Below are 25,010 nucleotides of genomic sequence, written 5' to 3'. Positions count from 1 at the left end.
GTCACAGTCCTCGCTCCGGCCGCTTGTCTTCGATGTCGGGGCGACGGTCCACGGGGTCCTCTGCCGCAGCATCCAGCAACGTCAGCGGCTCGTCGGGCTCCGGAGCGTCCTTCGTGCGGCGGATCGAGAACCTTCTGCTGCGCGGATCGAACGCTTCGCGAAGGGCGTCGCCGAAGATGTTGGCCGAAAGCGCCAGCGTCACGATGAAGATCGCCGGCCACCAGAACAGCCACGGACGAACCGTGAACGCGGACTGATTCACGCCGATCAGAAGACCGAGAGACACGTCAGGTGAGCGGATGCCGTAGCCCAGGAGCGAGATCGCCGCCTCCAGGAGGATCGCCGCCGCCGCCAGCAACGACCCCGAAACGATGATCACACCGGTCGCGTTGGGCAGGATGTGCCGGAAGATGATGCGCGCATCGGAGGCGCCCGCGACGCGCGCGGCCTCGACGAACTCACGCTCGCGGAGAGAGAGGAACTCACCGCGCACGAGACGGGCGATCACCATCCAGCTCACGAAGCCGAGCATGATCCCGAGTACCCATACGCCCACCGCACCGGCCCAGTTACCCACGACGGCAGCGATGATGATCGCGGGGATGACGATGAAGACGTCGGTGATGCGCATGAGCACCGAGTCGACCCAGCCGCGGTAATAGCCCGCGATGGCTCCGATCGTCACGCCGACGATCAGCGCGATACCGGTGATGAGGATCATCGCGACGAACGAGTTCTGGATGCCTCGCATCGTCATCGCGAAGTAGTCGCGGCCGATGCGGTCCTGTCCGAAGGGATGGTCACCGAGAGAGAACGGGAACAGCTGGAGCGTCGGTTCGCCGCCGTTCACGATGCCCGTCGACAGGTCGTAGTAGTTGTACTGCCACCACCCGGGGATCGGCCCGAGGCCGATCGCGGAGGTCGCGAAGATGACGACCGCGAGCAGGACGATGAGCGCGATCAGCCCGGTGCGCTGGGCGAGGAAGCGCCGCAGGACGAGACGGCCTTGGCTGACGGAAGGCTTGCGGTCGAGTTCGTCGACCGTGCTGGGCAGCGATGCGGACATCAACGGACCCTCACTCTCGGATCGAGCGCCGCGTATGCGAGGTCGGCGAGGAAGTTGAACAGGATCGCCATCACGGCGATGACGAGGAAGTACCCCATCACCGGGTATATGTCACCTGGCCCCAGAGATCGTTGGAACAGCGCGCCCATACCGGGTATCGCGAAGATGTACTCCGTGATGATCGCGCCACCGAGGAGAGCGCCGAGGTCGGTGGCGATGAGGGTGGTGATGGGGATCAGGACGTTGCGGAAGGCGTGACGCACGACCACCACACGCTCGGGCATTCCCTTGGCGCGCGCGGTTCGCACGTAGTCCTGGCTCAGCACCTCGATCATGCCCGCTCGCGCGTACCTGGTGTACCCGGCGAACGAGATCGTGAGCAGCGAAAGCGTGGGAAGCAGCAGGTGGAAGAACACGTCCAGGCCCGTGCGCCACATGTTGTCCGGATCATAACCGGGAGTGGACGAGCCCACCGTCGCGATCGGGCGTCCGCTCATGTCGTCCATGTATCCGGGGAAGGACTGCATGAAGCGGTCGACGAGGATGAGCATCCCGATGAGCAGGGCGACCAGCATCCCGAGCCGGATGTTCTGCCTGCGGTCGTCGCCGCCGACCAGGAAGCCGGTCAGCGCGCCCACGAGGAGGGCGACGACCGCGAGGATCACGATCGTGCCGGGCGTGGAGATGTCGAAGAGGGGCTGAAGGAGGAAGTAGGACGCGATCCCGGCGACGGCGACGATGCCGGCCGTGAGGAGCGCCCGCCGCTGGTGGAGACCAGCCAGGAGGGCCGTCAGCCCGATCGCGATGCCTGCACTGAACACGATGATGCCGATCGGCCCGATGCCGGGAGTGAGGAACCACCCGGTCAGGCTCATCCAGAGCAGCATGCCTGCAGTGATCGCGAAGCTGATCCCGAACGAGATCAGGCGCTTGCGCCGGTTGCCGCCGATCACGGATTGCACGATGATCGCCACCACCACGCCGATGATGATCGCGACGATGATCGGGATGACCGGATCCTGCAGGAAGTCGTTGAAGCCGATGGCCACGAAGGTCTTGAGCATCGCTGCGGCGAGGAACGACGGCAGCGAGTAGAGGAACAGGCTGAGAACGGTGAACGAGCCGTCGAAGCCGCTGTTCTCGCGAAGGGCGGAGAGGATGCCCGTGGCGATGCCGAACAGGATCGCGAGGATGAGCGCTGCGGTCACCATCTGCACGGTCGCGACCATGGCGGTCGGGAGGATGTCGGTGACGGGCGCGCCCTGGAAGGTCTGACCGAGGTCGCACTGGGCGACGAACGGCACGAGGCATTTGCCTACGCCGGCGAGCCACATCAGCCAGCGGACGGGGGGGATGACGTCGAGGTTCGCGATCTGGATGCGCGCCTGGATCAGCTGCTCCTTGTTGGGGAGGCTGGACGAACGCAGATCCTCGAGAGGATCGGTCGAATAGGCGACCAGGTTGAACATCACGAACGATGCCGCGATCAGGATCAGGATCGAGACCCCGACTCGACGGAGGATGAAACCGGCCACAGGCGCTCACTTCGACGTGGGACGGACGGGATCCCTTGCGGTGTCCCGCCCGATCATATGGGTATACGGGCAAACCGGGGTGTCATCGGGAATCAGATCCCCGATGACACCCCGGCGGAGGTACTACTTGGAGTTGGTGCTGGTCTTGACCGACCACTCCCAGTTGTTCCAGATCGGGCCGGTCTGGTTGCCCATGTACTGCACGCCCTCCAGCTTGCTGCCGACGCCGTAGATGCCCGCGGCCTGGAACAGCGGCAGACCGTAGCCCTCGGTGAAGGCGGTCTTGTCGATGCTCAGCAGGAGCGTCTTCAGCTTGTCGGGGTCGAGCGTGGTCTGCGTGGCCACAGCGTCGTCGTTCGCAGCGGTGAACTTGTTGTAGTTTCCGCCGCCGTCCGAAGCGAACAGCTGCGGGATCTGCGCGGTGCCGATTCCGGGGCTGATCCAGCCGAACAGCGATGCGTCGTAGTTACCCGCCGACAGGAGCGTCGACCACTTGGGGTCACCGCCGTCGACCACGTTGAAGCCGGCCTGTGCCGCCGAGGCCTGGATGGCCTGGAACTCGTCGACGCGGTTCGGGTTCTTCGTGTTGTAAAGGATCTTCACGGTCGGGGTCTTACCCGCGAGAAGCTCCTTCGCCTTGGCGATGTCGACCTTCGAGTACGCGTCCGAGCCGTTCTGCGCGACCGAGTCGGCGTAGTCCGCCTGGTTGGGAAGCCAGATCTGCGAGTCGAGCACCTTCGCGTCGGGGTTGACCGGCGTGACGATCGCGTCGAGGATCTGCTGGCGCGGGATCGTCAGCAGGAAGGCCTGACGGACGGTTGCGTCGCTGAAGGTCTCGGAACCGAAGTTCAGGTCGAGGTGGTCGTAGCTGACCTGGTCGCCCGTGAGGACGGTGGCGCCACTGACGGCTTCGAGCGACTTCTTCGTGTCGGCGGAGGCCTGCGGGTAGACGAGGTCGACCTCACCGTTCTGGAGTGCGGTCACCTGCGCCGCCGAGTCGCCGATCACTCGCATGACGAGCTTGTCGATCTTCGGCGTGTGGTCACCGACGTAGTTCGGGTTGACCGAGAACTCGAGCGACTGGCCCGGCGTCCAGGCGGACAGGACCCAGGGACCGCTCGAGACGAGAAGGTCCTTGTCGGTCGGGAACGACGTGATGTCGTAGCCGGTGTTGACGAAGTCAGCCGCCTTCTTGAGCGTGTCGTTCGCCGCAACGGGAGCCTTCGGGTCGCCCGCGGGCAGACCCTGGAGCAGCTTGGTGAGGTCGCCGGCCGTCGAAAGACCGGCCTTCTTGGCGACCACGTGCGCCGGCTGCGCGATGGGGCTGAAGATGCTCCAGTCGACGTACGGCTCCGAGTACACGAGCGTCATCGACATGTTGTCGTCGCCGACGGTCGGGAACGCCGTGGAGTCGATTCCGGCCGTCGAGCCCGCGATGGCGAAGTACTGCGTGCCGGCGGTCACGTTGCCATCGGCGTCCAGGGTCGCGTCGTCGTAGTGGCCCGACGCGATCGCCCATGCGAGCACCATGTCGTCAGCGGTGATGGGCTCGCCATCCGACCACTTGAGGCCGCTCTTGAGCGTGTACTTGACCGTGAGCGGGTCATCCGAGGTCTTCTCGTACGTTCCGAACGAGGTGTCCGCGACGACGTTGAAGTTGTTGTCGGGGTAGAGGAACGACCCGGTCGTGAGGTAGACGTACTGTCCGTTGGTGTCGAGGTTGCCCTGGGGCGTATTCGAGTTGAGCGACGTCAAGTCGTTCACGATGGCCATGGAAACGGTGCCGCCGGTCCGCGGCGCGGTGGTCGAGCTTCCGCCGCCGCCGGAAGTGCAGCCGGCAAGCGCGAGCGCACCCGTGACGACGACCGCCGCCAGTACGCCCAAGCGTGACTTCTTCAATGTTCCTCCTGTGCAAGAGATGAACGTGCCCACGGCGAGCTGTTCGCTCACCCGGGTCACAGATAGGGAAACACTAGGTAAATCGTGAGGCTTGGTCAAAACAGCTGGCGGAAACGTTACATATCCTTAACTCAATCGAGACAGGCTTCAACAATTTGCCCGTGATCGATCCATTCGCTGTACAGAGCCGACAAACGTCAGGGCGCGGGCGATGCGGCCGAGACCGACCAGCGCCAGAAATTCCACAGCGGCCCGGCCGGTCCCGCCATGAAGCTCACTCCGGCCACGCGGTCCGAGTGGGCGATGATGCCGGGATGCTGGAACAGCGGCAGCCCGTAGTGGTTCTTGAAGAGCAGCGCGTCGACCTTGATGCTCGCCGCTTCGACGGCCTGCGGGTCGGTCATGGTCTGCAGGCTCAGGCTCAGCTTGTTCACCTGCGGGATGTTGACTCCGGTGTCGTTGTTCGCACCTTCGGACGCGAAGACACTCGGAATGAGGCCGTTGTCGACCGCCTGCGACGCCGATACCGCGATCACGGCGTCGTATCCGTCCCCGCCGAGCTCGGACCGCCATTGCGTGGTGCCGACATCCACCACCTCGAATCCTGCTTCCGTCGCCGCGGCGCGAGTGGCGGCGAACACGGCCGCCGACTGCGGATCGCCGGTGTCGTAGAGGATCCGCAGCGTCGGAGTCCTCCCGGCGAGCAGCGTCTTGGCGCCCGCGAGATCGACGTCGGCGTAGGCGTCTGATCCATTCTGGCTGACGGCACTCTTGTACTGCTCGGACTGGGCGACAGGGTAGACGAGAGAGTTCAGTGGCGCGCCCTCAGGATCGACGGGGTGCACGAGCTCATCGACGAGATCCTTCCGAGGCACCACCTTCAGCAGCGCCTCCCGCACATCGGGATCGGTGTACGCCCCCGCGTACTGGACGTCGAAATGGGTGTACGCGAGGAGTCCGCCGGAGAGCACTTCGGCGCCCTCGATCGCCTGCAGGGAGTCACGCGTCTCTCCGGTGGCGAGGGGACTGATGATGTCCAGGTCGTGGTCGCGGAGCCCCTCGACGAGCTCATCCGTGCCGAGCGAGAAACGGTAGATCAGACGCGAGAACTTTGGCGTACGGCTGCCGTGGTAGTTCGGATTCGCGACCAGGGTCATCGACGTTCCGGGTACCCACGATTCCACGACGAAGGGTCCGTTTGAAACGTAGAGCGCGGGATCCGAGGGAAGAGACGTCGCCGCGAAACCCTTGTTCCACACATCGGCCGCGGCGAGAAGGGTCGCGTCCGGGGTCTCGGGCTTCGTCGGAATGCCCTTCGGGGTGGTCCTGATGGCGGCGAGCAGTGACTGCGCCGTCAATCCGGCCTTCTGCGCCACGACGTGCAGCGGCTGGCTCACCAGCCAGTTCACATTCCAATCGGGCGTCGGCAGGTCATACGTGAGGGTGAGCGTGAGCTTGTCATCGCTGACGACCGGCACCGCGGTATCGCGGAATCCCGACGGCGTCGAGGCGGGTGTGAAGTACCTGGTTCCGCTGACGATCTGTCCGTCGGAGCCGAGCGTCGCGTCGTCGAAGTAGCCCGAAGAGGCAGCCCACCCGAAGAGAAGATCATCCGCCGTGATCGGCTGACCATCCGACCACTTCAGATCCTTGTTCAGTGTGTACTTGACGGTCAGGGGATCGTCGGAGATCTTCTCGAGCGTGCCGAACCCGTCGTTCTGCACGATCTGAAGCGTGTCGTCGAGGTATCCGAACGTCTCGTGCGTGGCGTAGTAGATCTGCGCGTTTATGTCGGTGTCCTGCTGTGCCGCAGCCGGATTGAAGCTCGTCAGCTCGCTCGCGGCACCGATCACGACCTGCGGGTCCGGTCCCGGGTCGGGTGTCTCGACCCGGGTCTCGGTTCCCGTGCACCCCGCGAGCGAGATCACCAGCGCCAGCACGGTACCGCTGACCGCGAGCATCCGCCGCCGGTCGGCTGTTGACCGCACAGTCCCCTCCGATCCACCCCACAGTGCCGGCGCACCTGCGGTGCGCGCGAACTCGTGGGTAACTCGACCCTAAACAAGTCATCGAGTGCGGTCAAAAGCCGCAGGTTCGGCAGAAGCCCACGATTCGTGTGGCACCCTGACGGGGTGCGATCCTCTCGACCCGACGAAGACGTGGACCCGTCCCCGATGAGCGACCCCGCTCGCTACGAGCGGACGCGACTGATCTGGGAAGTGTCCCTCGTTCTGGCGATCACGGTGGGCCGATCGGCGCTGTACTCGGTGATCTCGCTCGTTCGCTCGAGCATCCAGGCCCTTCAGCAGGGTCAAGGACTCGGTGACCAGGGCACGACACTCAACCCTCCTCAGGATGCCACAGCGTTCTGGGACATCCTGTACCAGGTGCTGGACGTGGGGTTCTCCCTGGCTCTGGTGGCTCTGGTGGTGTTCCTGCTCTGGGAGCCGGCGAGCAATGCGCTGCACCGCATCGGGCTCGACTTCCGTCACTTCGGCAGCGACGCGGCGCGTGGCTTCCTGCTGGCGGCCGTGATCGGGATTCCCGGGCTCGGCCTCTATGTCGTCGGCCGGCTGCTGGGCGTGACCCTCAACGTGTCCGCGTCGCCCCTCGATGCCGCATGGTGGACCGTCCCGCTCCTGGTGCTTTCGGCGCTCCGGGCGGGGCTGACCGAAGAGGTCATCTTCATCGGCTATTTGTTCGACCGCCTGCGCCGCTTCGGCTGGTCGTGGTGGGCGATCATCCTCTCGACGGCCGCGCTGCGCGGCGCCTACCACGCGTATCAGGGCGTCGGGGCGATCATCGGCAACTTCGCGATGGGGGTCGTCTTCGGATGGTGCTACCGCCGATGGGGCCGGGTGATGCCCCTCGTGATCGCCCATACCCTTCTCGACATCGTCGCCTTCGTCGGCTACCCCCTCGCGGCCGCGCTGTGGCCGGGCGTCTTCGCCCCCGCCTAGCCTCTCCCCCCTCGCCGCGCCCTCGCGAGTCCGCGAGACCGGATAGTCGCCGCGAGACCGGGGGCATCTGTCGCCCTTTCGTGGCGTCTATCCGGTCTCGCTGATGATGACGGGGGCGGGGGGGTGGGGGCGCCGGTTCCTGCACAGGAGCGACGAGATGCGCGTCATCCACTGATCGGGGTCGACGGGGTCGATCGAGCGAGCGGCACGTCCACACTTTCGGGATGAGTGACGTGATGAACTTTTCGGTCGCGGATGTCAGACCTTGCCCGATCCCGTTGATCCGAGCCCGGACGATACCTCGACCCGGCGTCCTCGTCGCGCGGGGCGAACTCACGTCGGTCAGGTACGGCGTCTACACGGCAACCTCGGAGTGGCGCGCTCTCGCGCCGTGGGACCGGTACCTCGCACGAGTGCATGCGGCGGCGCTGACGATGCCAGGGCTCACCTTCAGCCACGAATCAGCGGCGGTGCTGCTCGGTCTGCCGATCTTCGGCGAGCCGCCGGACGTGCATGTGCTTCGGGACCCCGCCGCGAGTTCGGGCAGCTGGAAGGGTTTGCGCATCCACACCGCCTCGACGCCGCGGCAGGTGATGACGCTCGGCGGCATCCAGCTCACCTCCTGGGCCGAGACTGCCGTCGACATCGCGCGAACCCGTCATTGCGCGACGGCACTCGCGGTGGTGGATGCTGCGCTCCGGGCAGAGCCGGGACTCAGCGTCGAACACCTCGTGGCTGTGAACGCGTCCCGGCAGAGCAGCCGCGGACGTCGTCGTGCGCGCTGGGCTCTGCACCGGGGCGATGCTGCCGCAGACGGCGCTCTCGAGTCGGTGAGCCGCGCAGCGGTCGAACTCCTCGGTTTTCCTGCGCCGGAGCTTCAGGTCCTGTTCCTCGTCGACGGTCAGCGGTACTACGTCGACCACTACTGGCGCGACGCGCGGATCGTCGGCGAAGCCGACGGGCGCCTCAAGTACGACCCTCCGGAGCGGGATGCCGCGCAGGCCGTGTTCGACGAGAAGCGCCGCGAAGACGGCATCCGCCGGATGGTGAACGGATTCGCGAGGTGGGGGTGGGACGACGTCCGCGCTCCCGAACGCCTCCGGAAGATTCTCTTGTCTGCCGGTCTTCAGCCACTCACCCCCGCGGAGCCGGAGCCTCTCGCAACGCTCCGCGCCGCGCTGTCCCCCCGGCAGATCCGCGAGACCGGATAGTCAGCACGAGACGATGTGCATCTGTCACCGTTTCGTGGCGCCTATCCGGTCTCGCGAACAGGAACGAGCAAGAGAGGGGATCAGGCGAAGGCCTCGATCGGCGGGCAGGCGCACACGAGGTTGCGGTCGCCGTACGCCTGATCTATCCGGCGTACGGGGGGCCAGTACTTCGTCCGCACGAGGGTGTGCACGGGATAGACCGCGACCTCTCGGGAGTAGGGATGCTGCCACTCCCCCTCGATCACCGCCTGAGCCGTGTGCGGGGCGTTCACGAGCGGGTTGTCGTCAGCCGGCCACTCCCCCGCGGCCACCGCCAGCGCCTCGGCCTTGATCGCGATCATCGCCTCGACGAACCGGTCGAGCTCGGGCAGGTCCTCGGACTCGGTCGGCTCGACCATGAGGGTACCGGCGACCGGGAACGACATCGTCGGCGCGTGGAACCCGTAGTCGATCAGGCGCTTGGCCACATCGTCCACCGTGATCCCCGTCTCCTCGCGGAGCGGACGCAGGTCGAGGATGCACTCGTGCGCGACGAGTCCGCCTTCGCCGGTGTACAGCACCGGGTAGTGCTGACGCAGGCGCGCAGCGATGTAGTTGGCCGAGAGGACCGCCGAGGCGGTCGCGTCGCGCAGACCCGCGGCCCCCATCATCCGCACGTACGCCCACGAGATCGGCAGGATCCCGGCCGACCCGTGCGGCGCCGCGGAGACGGCTCCGCCGTCGAATGCGAACCCGCCGGCGTGGTCGGATCGCTGCGAGAACGAGTGCCCCGGCAAGTACGGCGCGAGGTGCGCCTTGGCAGCGACCGGCCCGACGCCGGGCCCGCCGCCGCCGTGCGGGATCGCGAACGTCTTGTGGAGGTTCAGGTGCGAGACGTCTCCGCCGAGATCGCCGAACCGCGCATAGCCGAGCAGGGCGTTGAGGTTGGCGCCGTCGACGTACACCTGCCCTCCGGCGTCGTGCACGGCCTGGGTGATCGCGAGTACTTCGTGCTCGTACACTCCGTGGGTCGACGGGTAGGTGATCATGAGAGCGGCGAGCTGGTCGGCGTGCTGGCCGATCTTGGCGTGCAGATCGTCCAGATCGACGTTCCCGGCGTCGTCGCACGCGACGACGACGACCTTCATCCCGGCCAGAACGGCCGATGCCGCGTTCGTGCCGTGCGCCGAGGACGGGATGAGGCAGACGATGCGATCGAGGTCGCCGTTCGCGCGGTGGTAGCCGCGGATCGCGAGGAGACCGGCGAGCTCGCCCTGCGATCCGGCATTGGGCTGGAGCGACACCGCGTCGTATCCGGTCATCTCGGCCAGCCACGTTTCGAGCTGCTCGATCATCGCGAGGTAGCCGTGCACGTCAGCCTCGGGCGCGAACGGGTGCACGCGCGCGAACTCGGGCCACGACACGGCCGCCATCTCGGTCGCCGCGTTGAGCTTCATGGTGCACGACCCGAGCGGGATCATGCCACGATCGAGCGCGTAGTCACGGTCGGCGAGCTGCTTGAGATAGCGCATCATCGCCGTCTCGCTGTGGTGGCTGTTGAAGACGGGATGCTGGAGGTACTCGTCCTCGCGGAGCAACGTGGCCGCGACCCCCGCGAGCGGGGTGGCCCCGGCGAAGGGGACGACGCGCTCACCCTGCTCGCCCGCGCCGAGGAATTCGCCCTCCGGAAGCCCGAAGGCCCACGCGACGGCGGCGAGATCACGGGGGTCGGTGGTCTCGTCGACCGCGATGCCTACGGTGCCGTCGTCGACCCAGAACAGCTGGTACCCCCGCTCGCGGGCACGCTCGATCACGCGCCGCGCGGCGCCCGGAACGTGAACGCGGATCGTGTCGAAGAACGAGTCCGACGCGAGCCGCAGGTCGTACGAACGCAGGGTCTCGGCGAGAGCCTGTGCCTTCTGAGCGACCTCGCTCGCGATGGCGCGCAGGCCGGCCGGTCCGTGGTAGACCGCGTACATGGCCGCCATCACGGCCAGCAGCACCTGCGCGGTGCAGATGTTCGACGTGGCCTTCTCGCGGCGGATGTGCTGTTCGCGCGTCTGCAGCGCGAGGCGGTAGGCGGGGTGGCCCGCGGCATCCTGAGACACGCCGACGAGCCTGCCCGGCAGCTGCCGCTCGAGCCCCTGCTTCACGGCCATGTACCCGGCGTGCGGACCGCCGAAGCCCAGCGGGACGCCGAAGCGCTGCGTCGTCCCGACCGCGACATCCGCGCCGAGCGACCCCGGCGAGCGCAGCAGGGTGAGCGCGAGCAGGTCGGCGGCGACGACCGCAAGGCCGCCGGCGAGGTGAACCGCGTCGATGACGCCTGACGGATCCCAGACGTTGCCCGACGCACCCGGATACTGCACGAAGACACCGAACAGCGCATCGGGGAGCAGGGCACCGCCTGCCAGGTCGAGCTCGACGAGTTCGATCCCCACGGCGTCCGCGCGCGTGTGCAGGAGCGCCTTCGTCTGCGGCAGGGCATCGGCGTCGACGACGAACACGGGCGACGCCGACTTCGAGGCGCGGCGGGCCAGCAGCATCCCCTCGACGACCGCGGTGGATTCGTCGAGCATCGACGCGTTCGCGGTCGTGAGGCCGGTCAGGTCGGTCACCATCGTCTGGAAGTTGATGAGCGCCTCGAGGCGGCCCTGCGAGATCTCGGGCTGATACGGCGTGTACGCGGTGTACCACGAGGGGTTCTCGAGCACGTTCCGGGAGATGACGGAGGGGGTGAACGTGTCGTAGTAGCCGAGCCCGATCATCGGACGGGCCGTGCGGTTCTGCGACGCCAGCTCGCGGAGCTCCGCCAGCGCCTCTGCCTCGGTGGCCGCGACGGGGATGCCGCTGGTCGTGCGCGGACGGACGTGGATGGATGCCGGGACCGCCGTCTGCACGAGGGCATCGACCGAGTCGTAGCCGACCGCCTCGAGCATCGTGCGCTGGGCGGCGGCATCCGTTCCGATGTGACGTGAGGAGAAGGCCGTGCTCATGCGCCGGTCAGCTCCACGTACGCATCGCGGTCGAGCAGCTCGCCCAGCGCGGAGACGTCCACGCGGAGCTTGACGAGCCAGCCGTCGCCGAACGGGTCGGAATTGACCAGCGACGGGTCATCGACCACGGCGTCGTTGATCTCGACGACCTCGCCGGTGAGCGGCGCGTAGAGCTCTCCGACCGACTTGGTCGATTCGATCTCGCCGCACACTTGACCGGCTGACACACTCGATGCGGCGGCGGGCAGATCGACGAAGACGACGTCGCCGAGCTTGTCGGCCGCGAAGTCGGTGATCCCGACAGTTGCCACATCGCCGTCGAGGGCGATCCACTCGTGCTCGGCGGTGTACTTGAGGGCGCTCAGATCGGTCATTTCTTCCTCCGGTAGAAGGGCAGGGCGGTGACGGTTGCGGGGATGCGGGTGCCGCGCACGTCGATGGACAGGATGGTTCCGGGAGCACTCGACGATGGCGCGACGTATGCCATCGCGATGGGGTGGCCGAGCGTAGGGCTGAGGGCACCGCTCGTGATCTCACCGACGGGCTCGGCGGTCGCCGAGGCCGACGCTTCGTCGTACACGGCGTAGCCGGCACGGCCGGCGCGCTTTCCGTCCGACACCAGACCGACGAGCACGGGGGAATCCGGGGCCGGCCCGGCCGCCAGGCCTTCAGCGCCGACGAAGTCGTCTTTGTCGGCCGCGACCACACGGCCGAGGCCCGCCTGCGCGGGCACGATGTCGCGCGAGAGCTCATGACCGTACAGCGGCATTCCCGCTTCGAGCCGGAGCGTGTCGCGCGCGGCGAGCCCGGCCGGAACCAGCCCGAGCGGGGCGCCCGCCTCGAGCACCGCATCCCACAGATCACCGGCGGCGGCAGAGGGAACCAGCAGCTCGAACCCGTCCTCGCCCGTGTACCCGGTGCGGGCGATGAACAGCGGGACGCCCCGGAAGGATGCCTGCGCCCAGGCGTAGTAGCCGAGCTCGGCGAGCGGCGGCGATACGTCGGCGACACCATCCGTCGCCTCGACGATGCCCCGTGCGGCCGCACCCTGCACCGCGATCAGGGCGCTCTGATCGCTGACGTCCTCGATCTTCGCCTGGTCGCTTCCGGCGATGTACCCGAAGTACGAGACGCCGCGGCTCGGTTCGGCGACGAAGGCTGCTGCGACCGGCGCGCGGCGCGCGCGCTCGGCGAAGGCGGTGGCCACCGCATCCCGATTCCCGGCGTTGGCGATGACGAGATACCTGTCGGACGCGATGCGATAGACGATGACGTCGTCGACGATGCCGCCGTCGTCGGCGAGCACGAGCGAATACTTCGCGCGTCCGTCGTTCATCGTGGACAGGCGCCCGGCGAGGGCGTAATCGAGGAAGGCACCCGCGTGCGTGCCGGTGACGAGGAACTCGGCCATGTGCGAGATGTCGAACAGGCCGGCCGCCTCGCGCACCGCGCGATGCTCCGCGAGGTCGGAGGTGTAGCGGACCGGCATCATCCATCCGCCGAAGTCGGTGAAGGATGCGCCGAGCGCCTCATGGCGGTCGCGAAGCGGGGTGAAGCGGGGGTCTGGCATGAGTTCTCCCGGTCTCGTGCGGGGAGGCGTCGGACGACGCCTGTGAACTCCCCCTCTGTCTTGGGCCTGAGAGCTTCGCGGAGGCATCGAATGGATGCTTCTGCTTTCACCGTGGGCGGATGACGAGCCTTCGCTCGACATCGCTTTCCAGAGCGGCCGGACACGCGCGGTACGCGGACCTGAGAGATTGGCGGGGAGGCTTGCTCCTTCGGTGCTCGTTCCCGGAGGAACGGGGCTCTCCCGCGAGTGACATACGGCCTGTCTTCAGTTGCGGGACCAGCATAGCGGCCGGCCCCCCGCGCGGGCGTACTCCGAGGGACCGCCGCGGGTCAGGGGCGAGCGGGCGCCGTCGTGCAGACCCCAGAAGGGACGGCATCCACGAGCCCCTCGGCCTGCGCCACGACCGGCAGCAGCTCTGCGGGGGTCATCGCGTACCCGCGGTTCTCGTCGTTCTGGTCGCGGGCGAACACGACGCCTGCGACCTCGCCCGCTCCCGTGAGCAGGGGCCCCCCGGAATTGCCGGGGCGTACGACGGCGTTGAGCGCGTAGATCTCCCGCGAGTGGGACGAGTTCGAATAGATGTCCTCCACGTCGGTCGTGCCGACCGAGAGCACCTGTGCGTTCACCGAGGTGAACGGCCCGCCGTACGGATACCCCTGGACCACGGCAGCAGCCCCGGGCGTCAGCGTCGGGACGATCGGGAGCGCGGGTGCGCCGAGGTCGGGAACGGCGATCACCGCCAGATCGCCGACCGGGTCGAAATAGACGATGGTGCCCTCCCGCGCATCCCTCCCCGGAAGCTGCACGACGGGCCGCTCGACTCCCGCGACGACGTGCGCATTGGTCACGACCCGATCGGGCGCGATCACGAACCCCGAACCCGTCGAGCTCGTCGCGCACGCATAGGCGACGCCCGAGATGAGCCCGACGGATGCGGCGGCCTGCGTCAGGGCGGGATCATCGAGCACGACCGGCGCAGCGGTGGGCGCGGCATCTCCGCCGAGCAGCGCGGCGATGCGCGGGATGCCGTCGTCGAGCGCGGCGGCACGCAGCTGGGCCAGCGTCGCATCGATCGGGTCAGGTGTCAGCTGCTCGATCGTCTGCAGGACTCGCGAGGACGCGATCGCGGACGAGATGCCCGGCGAACCCGTCGCGGCCACACCCGCGCCGACGAGCGAGATCGCCAGCGCCGCAACGACCACGCTCGCGACGCCGCCGAGGATGCGATCGATCACGCGCAGGGGCGCGGTGCGGTCGACACCGCTGCGGATCGCCCGCCCGATCGCCGCGCCGAGTCCGACGCCGATACCGAGCAGGAGCATTCCTGCGATCAGCACGGCGAACGGTCGGAACGACTGCGCCGGCCAGGCATCGTTGACGATCGGCATGAGCCAGAGCGCGGCGAGGCCGCCCGCGACCAGGCCGAGGAGCGCGCCGAGACTGGCGATCGCGCCGCTCGCGATGCCGGCCGCGAGGGCTGACAGCAGCAGGACGATCAGGATGATGTCGACGACGAGCACGGCGGCCTCTCGGGATGCGGATTGCGCGCATCAGCGTACGCAACATCCCTGTGAGATCGCGTCTGTCCACAGCGAGCCGAAGAGCGGGCGGTTTGCCTTCTGGTCCGAGCGACTCTAAGATCGACCACGGGAGTTAAAGTCACTATGACACGAACAGCATCCGGCACGGTGGACACCGTCGATTCGGCCGCTGCCGCGCGCAGCACCGCTGACGACGTGACGCGCGTCGCGGTCTCGACCGTGATCTTCAGCCTTCGCCGCGACGAGGGCGACACGTGCCCGTCGGTCGTACTCCCCCTGGTGCGCCGCACCCGCGACCCGTTCGAGGGCGATTGGGCGCTCCCGGGAGGATGGCTCGACTCATCCGAGAGCCTCGACGCCGCAGCATCCCGCACCCTCGCCGAGACCACAGGGCTGACCCCCAGCTATCTCGAGCAGCTGTACGCGTTCGGCGATGTGGATCGCTCCCCCACCCGCGTCGTGTCGATCATCTACTGGGCGCTGCTGCGACCGGACGAGGTCACGGCGGCCGTCGCAGAGGAGAACGTGTCGTGGTTCGACGCGTCCGACCTGCCTCGCCTCGCCTTCGACCACAACGAGATCGTCGAGTACGCGCTCTGGCGCCTTCGCAACAAGGTGGGTTACAGCCGCATCGCGCACGGTCTTCTTGCGGACGAGTTCACCCTCGCCGACCTCCGCGAGGTGTACGAGGCCATCCTCGGGCGCCGCCTCGACCCCGCGAACTTCCGCCGTCAGGCCGAGGGCTCGCACGCCATCACCCCCACCGATCGGTTCCGCACCGGCAGTCACCGTCCCGCGCGCCTTTACCGGTACGACCACGACGTCGAGCTCGCCGACCGCGGACCGCTCGTCGCCCGTCACTGAGCCCCACCCCCTAGGAGTCACAGAAATGGCCGCCACCCTCCTCACGATCGAGCCTCGGCCGATCGACCCTTCCGTCGATCACGAGATCCAGGCGATCGTCGCAGGCGCCTCCACCGCCGAGACGTGCAACACCGACCTCGCCGCTGCGCCGTGGGCTTTCGACGACCGGCCGGGCTACGGCCCCGGATCGTCGATGGGCGATGTGATCCCCACCGGCTCGCCGCGTCAGGGCGAGCTTCCGAGCGAGTACCGCGAAGCATCCGCGGAAGAGCTGGACGCCCGTATCGTCGCCGCGAAGCGGACGCTCGGCGATCGGGTGGTCGTGCTCGGGCACTTCTACCAACGCGAAGAAGTGATCGCCCACGCCGACTATGTGGGCGACTCCTTCCAGCTCGCGAACGCCGCGAAGGCGCACCCCGAGGCCGAGGCGATCGTCTTCTGCGGCGTGCACTTCATGGCCGAGACGGCCGACCTGCTCTCCGGCCCCGACCAGGCGGTGATCCTCCCCAACCTCGCGGCGGGGTGCTCGATGGCCGACATGGCCGACATCGACCAGGTAGAAGAGGCCTGGGAGCAGCTCGCCGAGATCTATGGAGACATGGATGCGGTGGACGCCGAGGGTCTCGTGCCCGTCATCCCGGTGACGTACATGAACTCGTCGGCTGCGATCAAGGGCTTCGTCGGTCGCCACGGCGGGATCGTCTGCACATCCTCGAACGCCCGCACGGTGCTCGAGTGGGCCTTCGAGCGGGGGCGCCGTGTGCTGTTCTTCCCGGACCAGCACCTCGGGCGCAACACGGCCAAGGCGATGGGGGTACCGCTCGCGCAGATGCCGATGTGGAATCCGCGCAAGCCCCTCGGGGGCAACGACGTGCAGGCGCTCGAAGACAGCCGGGTCATCCTGTGGCACGGCTTCTGCTCGGTGCACCGCCGGTTCAGCGTCGACCAGATCGCCAAGGCGCGCGCCGACTACCCCGGCGTGCGGGTGATCGTGCACCCGGAGTGCCCGATGGACGTCGTCGATGCCGCCGACGAGTCCGGGTCGACCGATTACATCCGCAAGGCGATCGAGGCGGCGACCGAGCCGACGGTCTTCGCGATCGGCACCGAGGTCAACCTCGTGCAGCGCCTCGCAGCCGAGCATCCCCAGCACACGATCTTCTGCCTCGACCCGGTCGTCTGCCCGTGCTCGACGATGTACCGCATCCACCCCGGCTACATGGCCTGGGTGCTCGAAGGACTCGTGGAGGGCCGCGTGCTCAACCGCATCACAGTGCCCGGGGATGTCGCGGAGCCCGCACGCGTCGCCCTCGAGCGGATGCTGGCGGCCAAGCCGCCCGAGGCGCCCGCCGCAGCCTGGGAGAACGCGTCGTGACCGCCGCTCCCCTTCACGCGATCGTCGTCGGGAGCGGCATCGCCGGGCTCACCGTCGCGCTCCACGCCGTACAGCACGGGTGCCGTGTCACGCTCGTGACCAAAGACGTCCTGGAGCACGCCAACACGCGCTACGCCCAGGGCGGCATCGCCGGCGTGATGTTCGACGACGACAGGGTCGAGGACCATGTGCACGACACCCTCGTCGCCGGCGCCGGCCTCAGCGATCCTGCCGCGGTGCGCGTGCTCGTGGAAGAGGGTCCCACCCGCATCCGGGAGCTCATCGCGCTCGGCGTCGCGTTCGACCGAGCGGCGGACGGCCAGTACGTGAAGGGCCTGGAGGCCGCGCACTCGTACCCGCGCATCCTCCACTCCGGTGGGGATGCCACGGGCACCGCGATCGAGAAGGCTCTGGTTGCCACGCTCCGCGCCAGCGACGTCCGGGTGATCGAGCACGCGTTCCTCGTCGACCTCGTGGTGCGCGACGGTCGCGTGCGGGGCGTCCAGCTCCTGGTCGGCGACCACGTCGCCACAGCGACCGGCCCCGCTGTGGAGGGATATCGCGAGACGGTCGACGCGGACGCGGTCGTGCTCGCGACGGGCGGCGCGGGCGAGCTCTACGCGCACACGACGAACCCGGCCGTCGCGACCGGCGACGGGATCGCCGCGGCGCTGCGGGCCGGAGCAGATGTCTCCGACCTCGAGTTCTTCCAGTTCCATCCGACCGTTCTCGCGGTGGGGGACTCGTTCCTCGTGTCCGAGGCCGTACGGGGCGAGGGGGCGACGTTGATCGATGAGCACGGGCGACGGTTCACGTTCGACGCCCACCCCGACGGCGAGCTCGCCCCGCGCGACGTCGTCGCACGGGCGATCGCCCATCAGATGGAGCTCCAGGACGGGCGCCCGGTGTACCTCGACGCGACGGGGCTCCGACCCACCGAAGCCGAACGGGCCGAGTTCCTCGCCCGCCGCTTTCCGACGATCGATCGAGCCGTGCATGAACGAGGGCTGGATTGGGCGAAGGAGCCCATCCCGGTCACCCCGGCCGCCCACTACCTGATGGGCGGCGTCACGACCGATCTTCACGGCCGGACGACGATCGCCGGCCTGTACGCCGTCGGCGAGGTCGCCCGCACCGGCGTCCACGGCGCGAACCGGCTGGCCTCGAACTCGCTGCTGGAGGGCGCCGTGTTCGGAGCGCGTGCGGGCGACGTGATCGCGGCGGACGCCGCATCCGGAACCTGGCCCTCGGCGGCGCCAAGGGCCGCTCACCCGTCGCGAGACGCCCTGGTCGTCGCCCTGGATGAGCGTGTCGCGTCCGGCGAGCGGACACCTTTCTCTCGCACGGCGCTGCAGCAGCTCATGTGGGAGGACGCGGGGCTCGTGCGAGACGACGAGGGACTCGCTCACGCGGAGGCGGTGATCGCCGAGTGGCGGGCCGCGGCTCGTGGTCCCGTGACCGAGGCGGAGTACGAGGACGAGAACCTCCTGCTCGTCGCCGACCGTCTCGTCGCCGCTGCCCGCGCCCGCACAGACTCGGTCGGGGCCCATTACCGGCGCGATGCAGCGGTGAGCACCGCAGACGACCGGATGGTGGCGGCGGTCGCCGCAGGAGGAGCAGCCGGATGCTGACCCGCGCCACGATCGACCGCGTCGTCGCCGCTGCACTCGAGGAGGACGCCCCCTGGGGCGATCTCACGAGCGAGACCCTGATCCCGGAATCGGCCGTCGCCGAGGCCGTGCTCGTGGGCCGCGAGGGAGGCATCTTCAGCGGCGGTGAGGTCTTCGCCGCCGCGTTCCGCCTGACGGACCCTCGCGTCGAGGTCGACCTGGTGGCGGAGGACGGGTCGAGGTTCGAACCCGGCGAGACGCTCGCGGTCGTGCGCGGACCGGCGCGGTCGGTGCTCACCGGCGAGCGCGTGGGGCTCAACTTCGCGCAGCGGATGTCGGGCATCGCGACGCTCACCGCCCGCTACGTCGCCGAGGTCGCGCACACCGGAACGCGGATCGTCGACACCCGCAAGACGACGCCGGGCCTGCGCGCCTTCGAGCGCCATGCCGTGGTCGACGGCGGGGGACGCAATCACCGGTACTCGCTGTCGGACGCGGTCATGGCGAAGGACAACCACCTCGCGGTGCTGACCCAGCGAGGGCTCTCGGTGACCGAGGCGCTGGAGACGGCGATCGCGCGGCTGCCCCACACGACGCACGTCGAGGTCGAGGTCGACCGGCTCGATCAGATCGAGCCGGTTCTCGCCGCCGGTGTCGGCACGATCATGCTCGACAACTTCTCGCTCGAGAACCTGAGGACGGGCGTCGCACAGATCGCCGGTCGAGCCACCGTCGAGGCATCCGGCGGGGTGAATCTCGACACAGTGCGCGCCATCGCCGAGACAGGGGTCGATGTGATCTCGGTCGGAGCACTCACCCACTCGGCGCGGGCGCTCGACCTCGGGCTCGACATCCGCATCCTCGAGGCGCCCGCAGCGTGAACGATCCGAGCGCAGCCATGAGCCGGCGTTCATGAGCATGCTGTACCTCGACAACGCCGCGACCACCCCGGTGCGCGCCGAGGTGCTCGAAGCGATGATGCCCTTCCTCACCCACCGCTTCGGCAATCCGTCGAGCCACCACACAACGGGCGAATCCGCCGCCGAGGCTCTCGACGACGCGCGCGCCCGAGTGGCCCGCGTGCTCGGGATGCGGCGATCCGACGTCGTCTTCACGTCCGGCGGCACGGAGGCCAACAACCTGGCGGTGAAGGGGATCGCGATCGCCGCTCAGATCGGACGCGACGCCGGTCACCTCATCACGACGCCGATCGAGCACGAATCGATCCTCGAGTCGGCGTCGTATCTGATGCGCGTGCACGGGTTCGGTGTCACGCACGTGCCCGTCGATTCGTCGGGACGGATCGATCCCGGCGCGGTGGCCGCGGCTGTGCGCGGTGACACCGCGCTCGTGTCGTTCGGCTACGCGAACAACGAGGTGGGCACGGTGCAGGATGCCGCGGCGATCGTCGCCGCCGTCCGCTCCGTTTCACCCAGAGCCGCCGTGCACATCGACGCGGTGCAGGCGGCGGGGTGGCTTCCGCTGTCGATGGCGGAGCTCGGCGCGGATGCGATCTCGATCGCGGGGCACAAGCTCGGCGCACCCAAGGGCACCGGCGCGCTGGGAGTGCGCGGTCGCATCCCGATCGAGCCCCTGCTGCACGGCGGCGGTCAGGAGAACGGGCGGCGCAGCGGCACGGAAGACGTGGCAGGGGCGGTCGCCCTCGCCACCGCGCTCGACCTCGCCGAGGCCGAACGCGATGCGGATGCTGTGGCCGTCGCCGCGCTGCGTGACGCGTTCATCGCGCAGGTGCTGCGGACCGTTCCCTCGGCGGAGCTCACGGGCGACCCTGTGCACCGTCTCCCGGGGACGGCGAGCTTCACCTTCGCCGGGACGAGCGGCGAGGCGGTGCTGCTCGAACTCGAACGTCGCGGCGTCGTGTCGTCCAGCGGCTCCGCCTGCGCAGCAGGAAGCGACGAGCCCTCGCACGTGCTGCTGGCGATGGGCATCCCCGCCGGGCTCGCGCAGACCGCCGTACGCTTCACGTTCCCGCATGGCCTCCGGACGCCGCTGGATGCTGTCGCGGCCGCCGTCGCGTCATCCGTAGCCGCCGTCGGCTCCTGAGCCGCCGGCCGCGCGCCGGTCCGCATGGGCCGAGATCTCCGCACCGACCGTAGAATCGGCCGGGTGAGCACCCGACCCGCGGTCACCGTGATCGTGCCCGGATTCGATGTCGGCGACTACGCCGCCGAAGCCCTCGACTCGCTTCGCGCGCAGACCATGCCGGACTGGACGGCGATCCTCATCGACGATGCCTCCGACGACGCGACGGGCGACATCTTCGAGGAGGCGGCCGCCGACGACGCGAGGTTCCGTGTCGTGCACCACGACCGTCGACGCGGGCTCGGCGCGGCCCGCAACACAGGCCTCGACCTCGTCGAGACGCCATTCGTCGGTTTCCTCGACGCCGATGACCGCATGACCCCGCGCGCCCTCGAGCGCCTCGTCGGCACTGTCGCGGCGAGCGGCAGCGATCTCGCCGCCGGCGCCTACGTGCGGCTCCGGCCCGAGCCCGGCGGCGCCTACTCACCCGGGGTCGTGCAGCCATGGGTCGCCGCCGCGACAGACCCGGCCCGCACGGGCACGACCATCGACCTGCACCCCGAGGCATCCGGCAACATCGTCGCGTGGTCGAAAGTGAGCCGCATCGATCTCTGGCGCCGCAGCGCACTGCGCTTCCCCGTCGGCAGACTCTACGAAGACCAGATCGTCGCCCAGCGGCTCTACTCGCACGCGCGGGCGTTCGACGTCATTCCCGACGTGGTCGTGGAGTGGCGTGAGCGCGCGGACGGCAGCTCGATCACGCAGCGCAAGGACGCTCTGCCCGTGCTGCACGACTACCTCGAGGCGATGGCCGGTGGTATCGCCGTCCTGGATGCTGCGGGCCACTCCGCTGCGGCGAGCGCAAGGGTGCGGCTGATCCTCGCGATGGACGTACCGCCCCTCGTGCAGATCGCCCGTACGCATAGCGACGACGGGTACCGCAGGGCACTCGGCGCGTTCCTGCGCGACCTCACGGCCCGCCGCGACACCGGCCGGTCAGCCGGGCCGGTCGCACCGGAGGTCGCGGCGGCGCTGCTGTGGTGAGGAGTGCGTCCCGCCCTCAGCGGCGGGCCTCGCTGTCCCGCGCCCACGCCTGATCACCCGATGGAGAGTCCGGATCGAGTCTCGAATCGTCAACAGCCCCGAGCTGGGCGGTGTCGAACGGCGGGACATCGAACGCACCGGTATCGCGAGCCACCAGATCCGCGCCCTCGCCGGCGCGAAGGCCCTCCTGAGTCGCGTCGTCGTGGCCAGGGATCGCCTCCTCGATCTCGAGCACGCGCGAGGTCGCCAGTTGCTGAGCGGCGAGCTCGGCGTAGAGGCCACCCGACTCGATCAGGGTCGCATGCGTTCCCGATTCGATGATCCGGCCGGCTTCGACGACGTGAATGACATCGGCGTTGATCACGGTGGAGAGCCGGTGCGCGATCGACAGTGTCGTCCTGCCCCGGGCTGCCGCATCCAACGCCTCCTGCACGACGCGCTCCGAGACGGTGTCGAGGGCTGAGGTCGCCTCATCCAGGAGCAGCACCGGCGGATCTTTCAGGAGGACCCGCGCGATCGCGATGCGCTGCTTCTCGCCGCCGGAGAGACGATAGCCGCGCTCACCCACCACGGTGTCGTACCCCTGCTCGAAGCTCTCGATGACGTGGTGGATGTTGGCCGCGCGACACGCGTCCTCGATCTCTTGCTGCGTCGCGTCCGGCTTGGCGTAGCGCAGGTTCTCACCGATCGTCGCATGGAACAGATACGTCTCCTGCGACACGATTCCGACGGCGTCGATGATCGACTCGTGCGTGAGGCGGCGCACGTCCTCCCCCGCGAACATCACCGAGCCGGCGGATGCCTCGTACATGCGAGGTGTCAGGTAGATCACGGTCGTCTTGCCCGCTCCGGAGGGCCCGACGAACGCCACGTGCTGCCCGGGCTCGACGCGGAAGGACACACCGTCGAGCGTCGGGCGACTGTCTTCGGCCGCGTCCGGGTACCGGAAGACGACGTCGCGGAACTCGACCGAGCCCTGCGGACCGGGCGCTGCGGAGGCCGGGATCGCGTCCGGTGCGTCCTGGATCGCCGGCGTCAGATCGAGGTACTCGAAGATGCGGGCGAACAGGGCGCGCGAAGTCTGCAGGTCGAGCGCGACCCGCATGAGTGCCATGAGCGGGAACAGGAGGCGCGCCTGCACGGTGGTGAAGGCCACGATGACACCCGCGGTGATGTCGGCGCTCCCCCCGGTGATGAGGAACCCGGCGACGAGATAGATGATCGCGGGCACGGAAGACATCAGAACGCTGACGATGCCGAAGAACCACTGGCCGCTCATCGTCTGGCGCACCTGCAGACGCACCTGGTTGGCGGTCTCGCTCTCGTACCGGGCTTCCTCGGTGCGCTGGCGGTTGAACGACTTCGACAGCAGGATGCCCGACACGCTCAGCGTCTCTTGGGTGATCGCGGTCAGCTCGGACAGCGACTCCTGGGTCTCGCCCGCGATCCTGGCACGGACGATGCCCACGCGTCGCTGGACGACCGCGAGGATCGGCAGGAGGATCACGGCGATGATCGTCAGTCGCCAGTCGATCAGGATCATGGCGACGAGCGATGCGATCACCGTGACGAGGTTGCCGAGGATGCTGGTGAGCGTCGAGGTGAGCACCCCGGCTACTCCGCCGACGTCGTTCTGCAGCCGGGATTGGATCACCCCCGTCTTCGTGCGGGTGAAGAACGCGAGGTCCATGCGCTGCAAGTGCGAGAACAGGCGCATCCGCAGGTCACCGGTGACCCTGTTTCCCACGGAGGCCGTCAACCACGTCTGCCCGATGTTGATCCCCGCCGACGCCACGAAGAGCGCGATCATCAGGACGACGAGCTCGACGAGCAGGGCGATCTGGGGCCCGCCGGAGGGCGGGAACAGGGCCTGGTCGAAGATGCGCTCGATCACCAGCGCGGGGATCACACCGAGAGCGGCGCTGATCACGACGAGGAAGCCCGTGACCACGAGGGTGCCGCGGTAGGGACGGAACAGCGAGAAGATGCGACCTCGAAGGTTCGGGATCTTCGGCGCGGCCGCGTTCGCGCGCTTCTGCGCGGCCGGGTCGACCATCCCGCCGCGTCCGCCGCGCATCCCCATGCTCATCCGGTCAGCGTAACCCCGCTCCGGTCTGCGGGCGCCGCGCAGGTGTCTGCGTCGCGGGGCAGTTGTGGATAACCGACTTCGGGCGGCCCCCGCTCGCTAAGGTCGGCACATGACCGACTCAGCTCGCCCTGACGGCGTGGCGCACACCACCCGTAAGACCTTCAGCCGCACCACGACCGTTGCGATAGACATCGATGCCGCTCGCGACAAGGTCTGGCGCATTCTGACCGCCGCGAAAGACTACCCGGCGTGGAACTCCACGGTCGTTTCGCTCGCGGGCGACATCCAGCCCGGCGGAAGACTGCAGCTCGTCTCCACGCTCGACCCGACAAGGACTTTCACGTTGAAGGTGAAGGAGTTCACCCCCGGCGAAAGGCTCGCGTGGGGCGATGCGCTCGGCACGCGTGTCTACACCGTGGCCGAGCGCCCCGGCGGCAAGACGACGGTCACGATGACCGAGAAGATCGGCGGACCGGTGTTCCCGCTCTTCGCATCGAAGATCCCGTCCTTCGACGAGAGCTTCTCCGCGTTCGCGGCGGACCTCAAAGCGGTCGCGGAGCGCTGAGAGAACCGCGCATCGTCTAGAGGTTCGAGACGAGGTTGATCACCGAGGCGAGGATGACGGCGCCGAAGAGATAGGCGAGCATCGTCTGCGCGATCACGATGCGGCGCAGTTCGTTCGACTGCAGGTTCGTATCGGCGACCTGATATGTCATGCCGAGCCCGACGGCGAAGTACACGAAATCGGTGTACATCGGGTCTTCGTCCTGGTTGAAGCTCATTCCTCCCACCGGTTCGGCGTAGTACACCCGCGCCACGCGCAGCATGTAGTCGAGCTGGATGAGCGCCCACGACGCCACGACGCTGCCGAGCGCGATGCCGGCGAGGACGAATGACTCGGGGCGACCGAGGGTCGACGATTCCAGGAGCACGGCGGCGACGGCGCCCAGGCTCGCGACGCTGCCCACCACCGCGATCAGCCTGGCCGTCTGGCGCCCCGGCGCCTCCTGACGGGCGTGCGTCCGTGTCTTCTCGGCATTCATCGGCCAGACGACCACGAGAATCGCGATGTCGACCACGAGGGCGCCGAATCCCCATCCAGCGAGAAGACCCGCGGCGAGCCCGAGGACGCCTCCGACCCCGAATCCCACGATCAATCCGCAGATCACCCCCAGCGCGAGGCGTCGGATCGGTTCAGGAATGGCGCGCATGCACGGATCGTGTCACG

The 25,010-nt window shown here is 68.3% G+C and carries 19 protein-coding genes and 2 riboswitches; of the genes, 9 read left to right on the top strand and 10 right to left on the bottom strand.

The annotated features are described in order from the left end of the window. Position 1: 1 nt before the first annotated feature. From F6B43_RS00565 to F6B43_RS00550, 4 genes are all read right to left on the bottom strand, one after another. On the bottom strand, positions 2–1,066 hold the full coding sequence (locus tag F6B43_RS00565) for an ABC transporter permease (protein WP_150447038.1): 1,065 nt from the start codon (positions 1,064–1,066) through the stop codon (positions 2–4). Further along, positions 1,066–2,601 (bottom strand): ABC transporter permease, encoded by a 1,536-nt coding sequence (locus F6B43_RS00560; RefSeq protein WP_170285525.1) that lies wholly within the window; start codon positions 2,599–2,601, stop codon positions 1,066–1,068. The genes F6B43_RS00565 and F6B43_RS00560 overlap by 1 nt, the downstream gene beginning before the upstream one ends. Before the next feature lie 123 nt (positions 2,602–2,724). Then, positions 2,725–4,500, bottom strand: coding sequence for an ABC transporter family substrate-binding protein (locus tag F6B43_RS00555; protein ID WP_150447037.1), 1,776 nt, complete (start codon positions 4,498–4,500; stop codon positions 2,725–2,727). Between the two features lie 197 nt (positions 4,501–4,697). After that, positions 4,698–6,488 carry an ABC transporter substrate-binding protein gene (locus F6B43_RS00550; protein ID WP_150447036.1) on the bottom strand — a complete coding sequence of 597 codons (1,791 nt, stop codon included), beginning with the start codon at positions 6,486–6,488 and terminating at the stop codon, positions 4,698–4,700. Between the two features lie 186 nt (positions 6,489–6,674). Between F6B43_RS00550 and F6B43_RS00545 the strand changes: the two genes are divergently transcribed. Continuing rightward, positions 6,675–7,460 carry a CPBP family intramembrane glutamic endopeptidase gene (locus F6B43_RS00545; protein WP_150447035.1) on the top strand — a complete coding sequence of 262 codons (786 nt, stop codon included), beginning with the start codon at positions 6,675–6,677 and terminating at the stop codon, positions 7,458–7,460. A gap of 224 nt (positions 7,461–7,684) precedes the next feature. Further along, complete coding sequence (locus F6B43_RS00540; RefSeq protein ID WP_150447034.1) at positions 7,685–8,671, top strand: hypothetical protein; 987 nt, start codon at positions 7,685–7,687, stop codon at positions 8,669–8,671. Positions 8,672–8,751: 80 nt separating this feature from the next. Here the strand turns inward: F6B43_RS00540 and gcvP are convergent, their stop codons facing one another. From gcvP to F6B43_RS00520, 4 genes are all read right to left on the bottom strand, one after another. Next, positions 8,752–11,646, bottom strand: a complete 2,895-nt coding sequence (gcvP, locus tag F6B43_RS00535; protein WP_150447033.1) for an aminomethyl-transferring glycine dehydrogenase — start codon at positions 11,644–11,646, stop codon at positions 8,752–8,754. Next, the gene (gene gcvH, locus F6B43_RS00530) at positions 11,643–12,020 is read right to left on the bottom strand and encodes a glycine cleavage system protein GcvH (protein WP_150447032.1); all 378 of its coding nucleotides are present in this window, start codon (positions 12,018–12,020) and stop codon (positions 11,643–11,645) included. Before gcvH ends, gcvP begins: the two co-directional genes overlap by 4 nt. Further along, positions 12,017–13,216, bottom strand: coding sequence for a glycine cleavage system aminomethyltransferase GcvT (locus F6B43_RS00525; protein ID WP_150447031.1), 1,200 nt, complete (start codon positions 13,214–13,216; stop codon positions 12,017–12,019). The genes gcvH and F6B43_RS00525 overlap by 4 nt, the downstream gene beginning before the upstream one ends. Positions 13,217–13,264: 48 nt before the next feature. After that, positions 13,265–13,372: riboswitch (glycine riboswitch) on the bottom strand. 1 nt (position 13,373) lies between these two features. Then, positions 13,374–13,469: riboswitch (glycine riboswitch) on the bottom strand. Between the two features lie 76 nt (positions 13,470–13,545). Next, positions 13,546–14,736, bottom strand: a complete 1,191-nt coding sequence (locus F6B43_RS00520; protein WP_150447030.1) for a MarP family serine protease — start codon at positions 14,734–14,736, stop codon at positions 13,546–13,548. Positions 14,737–14,880: 144 nt separating this feature from the next. Between F6B43_RS00520 and F6B43_RS00515 the strand changes: the two genes are divergently transcribed. The 6 genes from F6B43_RS00515 (at position 14,881) to F6B43_RS00490 (ending at position 21,693) form a co-directional block, all read left to right on the top strand. After that, complete coding sequence (locus F6B43_RS00515; RefSeq protein WP_150447029.1) at positions 14,881–15,621, top strand: NUDIX hydrolase; 741 nt, start codon at positions 14,881–14,883, stop codon at positions 15,619–15,621. A gap of 25 nt (positions 15,622–15,646) precedes the next feature. After that, positions 15,647–16,996 carry a quinolinate synthase NadA gene (gene nadA / locus F6B43_RS00510; RefSeq protein ID WP_150447028.1) on the top strand — a complete coding sequence of 450 codons (1,350 nt, stop codon included), beginning with the start codon at positions 15,647–15,649 and terminating at the stop codon, positions 16,994–16,996. Next, entirely contained in the window at positions 16,993–18,627 is a 1,635-nt protein-coding gene (gene nadB, locus F6B43_RS00505; protein WP_211367973.1) for an L-aspartate oxidase, read from the top strand. The genes nadA and nadB overlap by 4 nt, the downstream gene beginning before the upstream one ends. Next, positions 18,621–19,487 carry a carboxylating nicotinate-nucleotide diphosphorylase gene (gene nadC / locus F6B43_RS00500; RefSeq protein WP_150447027.1) on the top strand — a complete coding sequence of 289 codons (867 nt, stop codon included), beginning with the start codon at positions 18,621–18,623 and terminating at the stop codon, positions 19,485–19,487. The genes nadB and nadC overlap by 7 nt, the downstream gene beginning before the upstream one ends. A gap of 37 nt (positions 19,488–19,524) precedes the next feature. Further along, positions 19,525–20,670: a cysteine desulfurase family protein gene (locus tag F6B43_RS00495; protein WP_150448334.1), complete on the top strand. Its 1,146-nt coding sequence runs from the start codon at positions 19,525–19,527 to the stop codon at positions 20,668–20,670. A 63-nt stretch (positions 20,671–20,733) separates the two neighbouring features. Beyond that, positions 20,734–21,693, top strand: a complete 960-nt coding sequence (locus F6B43_RS00490; protein ID WP_246159730.1) for a glycosyltransferase family 2 protein — start codon at positions 20,734–20,736, stop codon at positions 21,691–21,693. Between the two features lie 16 nt (positions 21,694–21,709). Here the strand turns inward: F6B43_RS00490 and F6B43_RS00485 are convergent, their stop codons facing one another. Continuing rightward, positions 21,710–23,782: an ABC transporter ATP-binding protein gene (locus F6B43_RS00485; protein WP_150447025.1), complete on the bottom strand. Its 2,073-nt coding sequence runs from the start codon at positions 23,780–23,782 to the stop codon at positions 21,710–21,712. 109 nt (positions 23,783–23,891) lie between these two features. Between F6B43_RS00485 and F6B43_RS00480 the strand changes: the two genes are divergently transcribed. Further along, positions 23,892–24,347: an SRPBCC domain-containing protein gene (locus F6B43_RS00480; protein ID WP_150447024.1), complete on the top strand. Its 456-nt coding sequence runs from the start codon at positions 23,892–23,894 to the stop codon at positions 24,345–24,347. A 16-nt stretch (positions 24,348–24,363) separates the two neighbouring features. On the opposite strand, the gene F6B43_RS00475 is transcribed toward F6B43_RS00480, so the two are convergent. Continuing rightward, complete coding sequence (locus tag F6B43_RS00475) at positions 24,364–24,993, bottom strand: DUF1345 domain-containing protein (RefSeq protein WP_150447023.1); 630 nt, start codon at positions 24,991–24,993, stop codon at positions 24,364–24,366. Positions 24,994–25,010: the final 17 nt, after the last annotated feature.

It is taken from the genome of Microbacterium rhizomatis, assembly GCF_008710745.1.
GTDB lineage: Bacteria > Actinomycetota > Actinomycetes > Actinomycetales > Microbacteriaceae > Microbacterium > Microbacterium rhizomatis.
The sequence above is the reverse complement of the archived record's forward strand: the minus strand, read 5'-3'. Positions and strand labels throughout refer to the sequence as shown.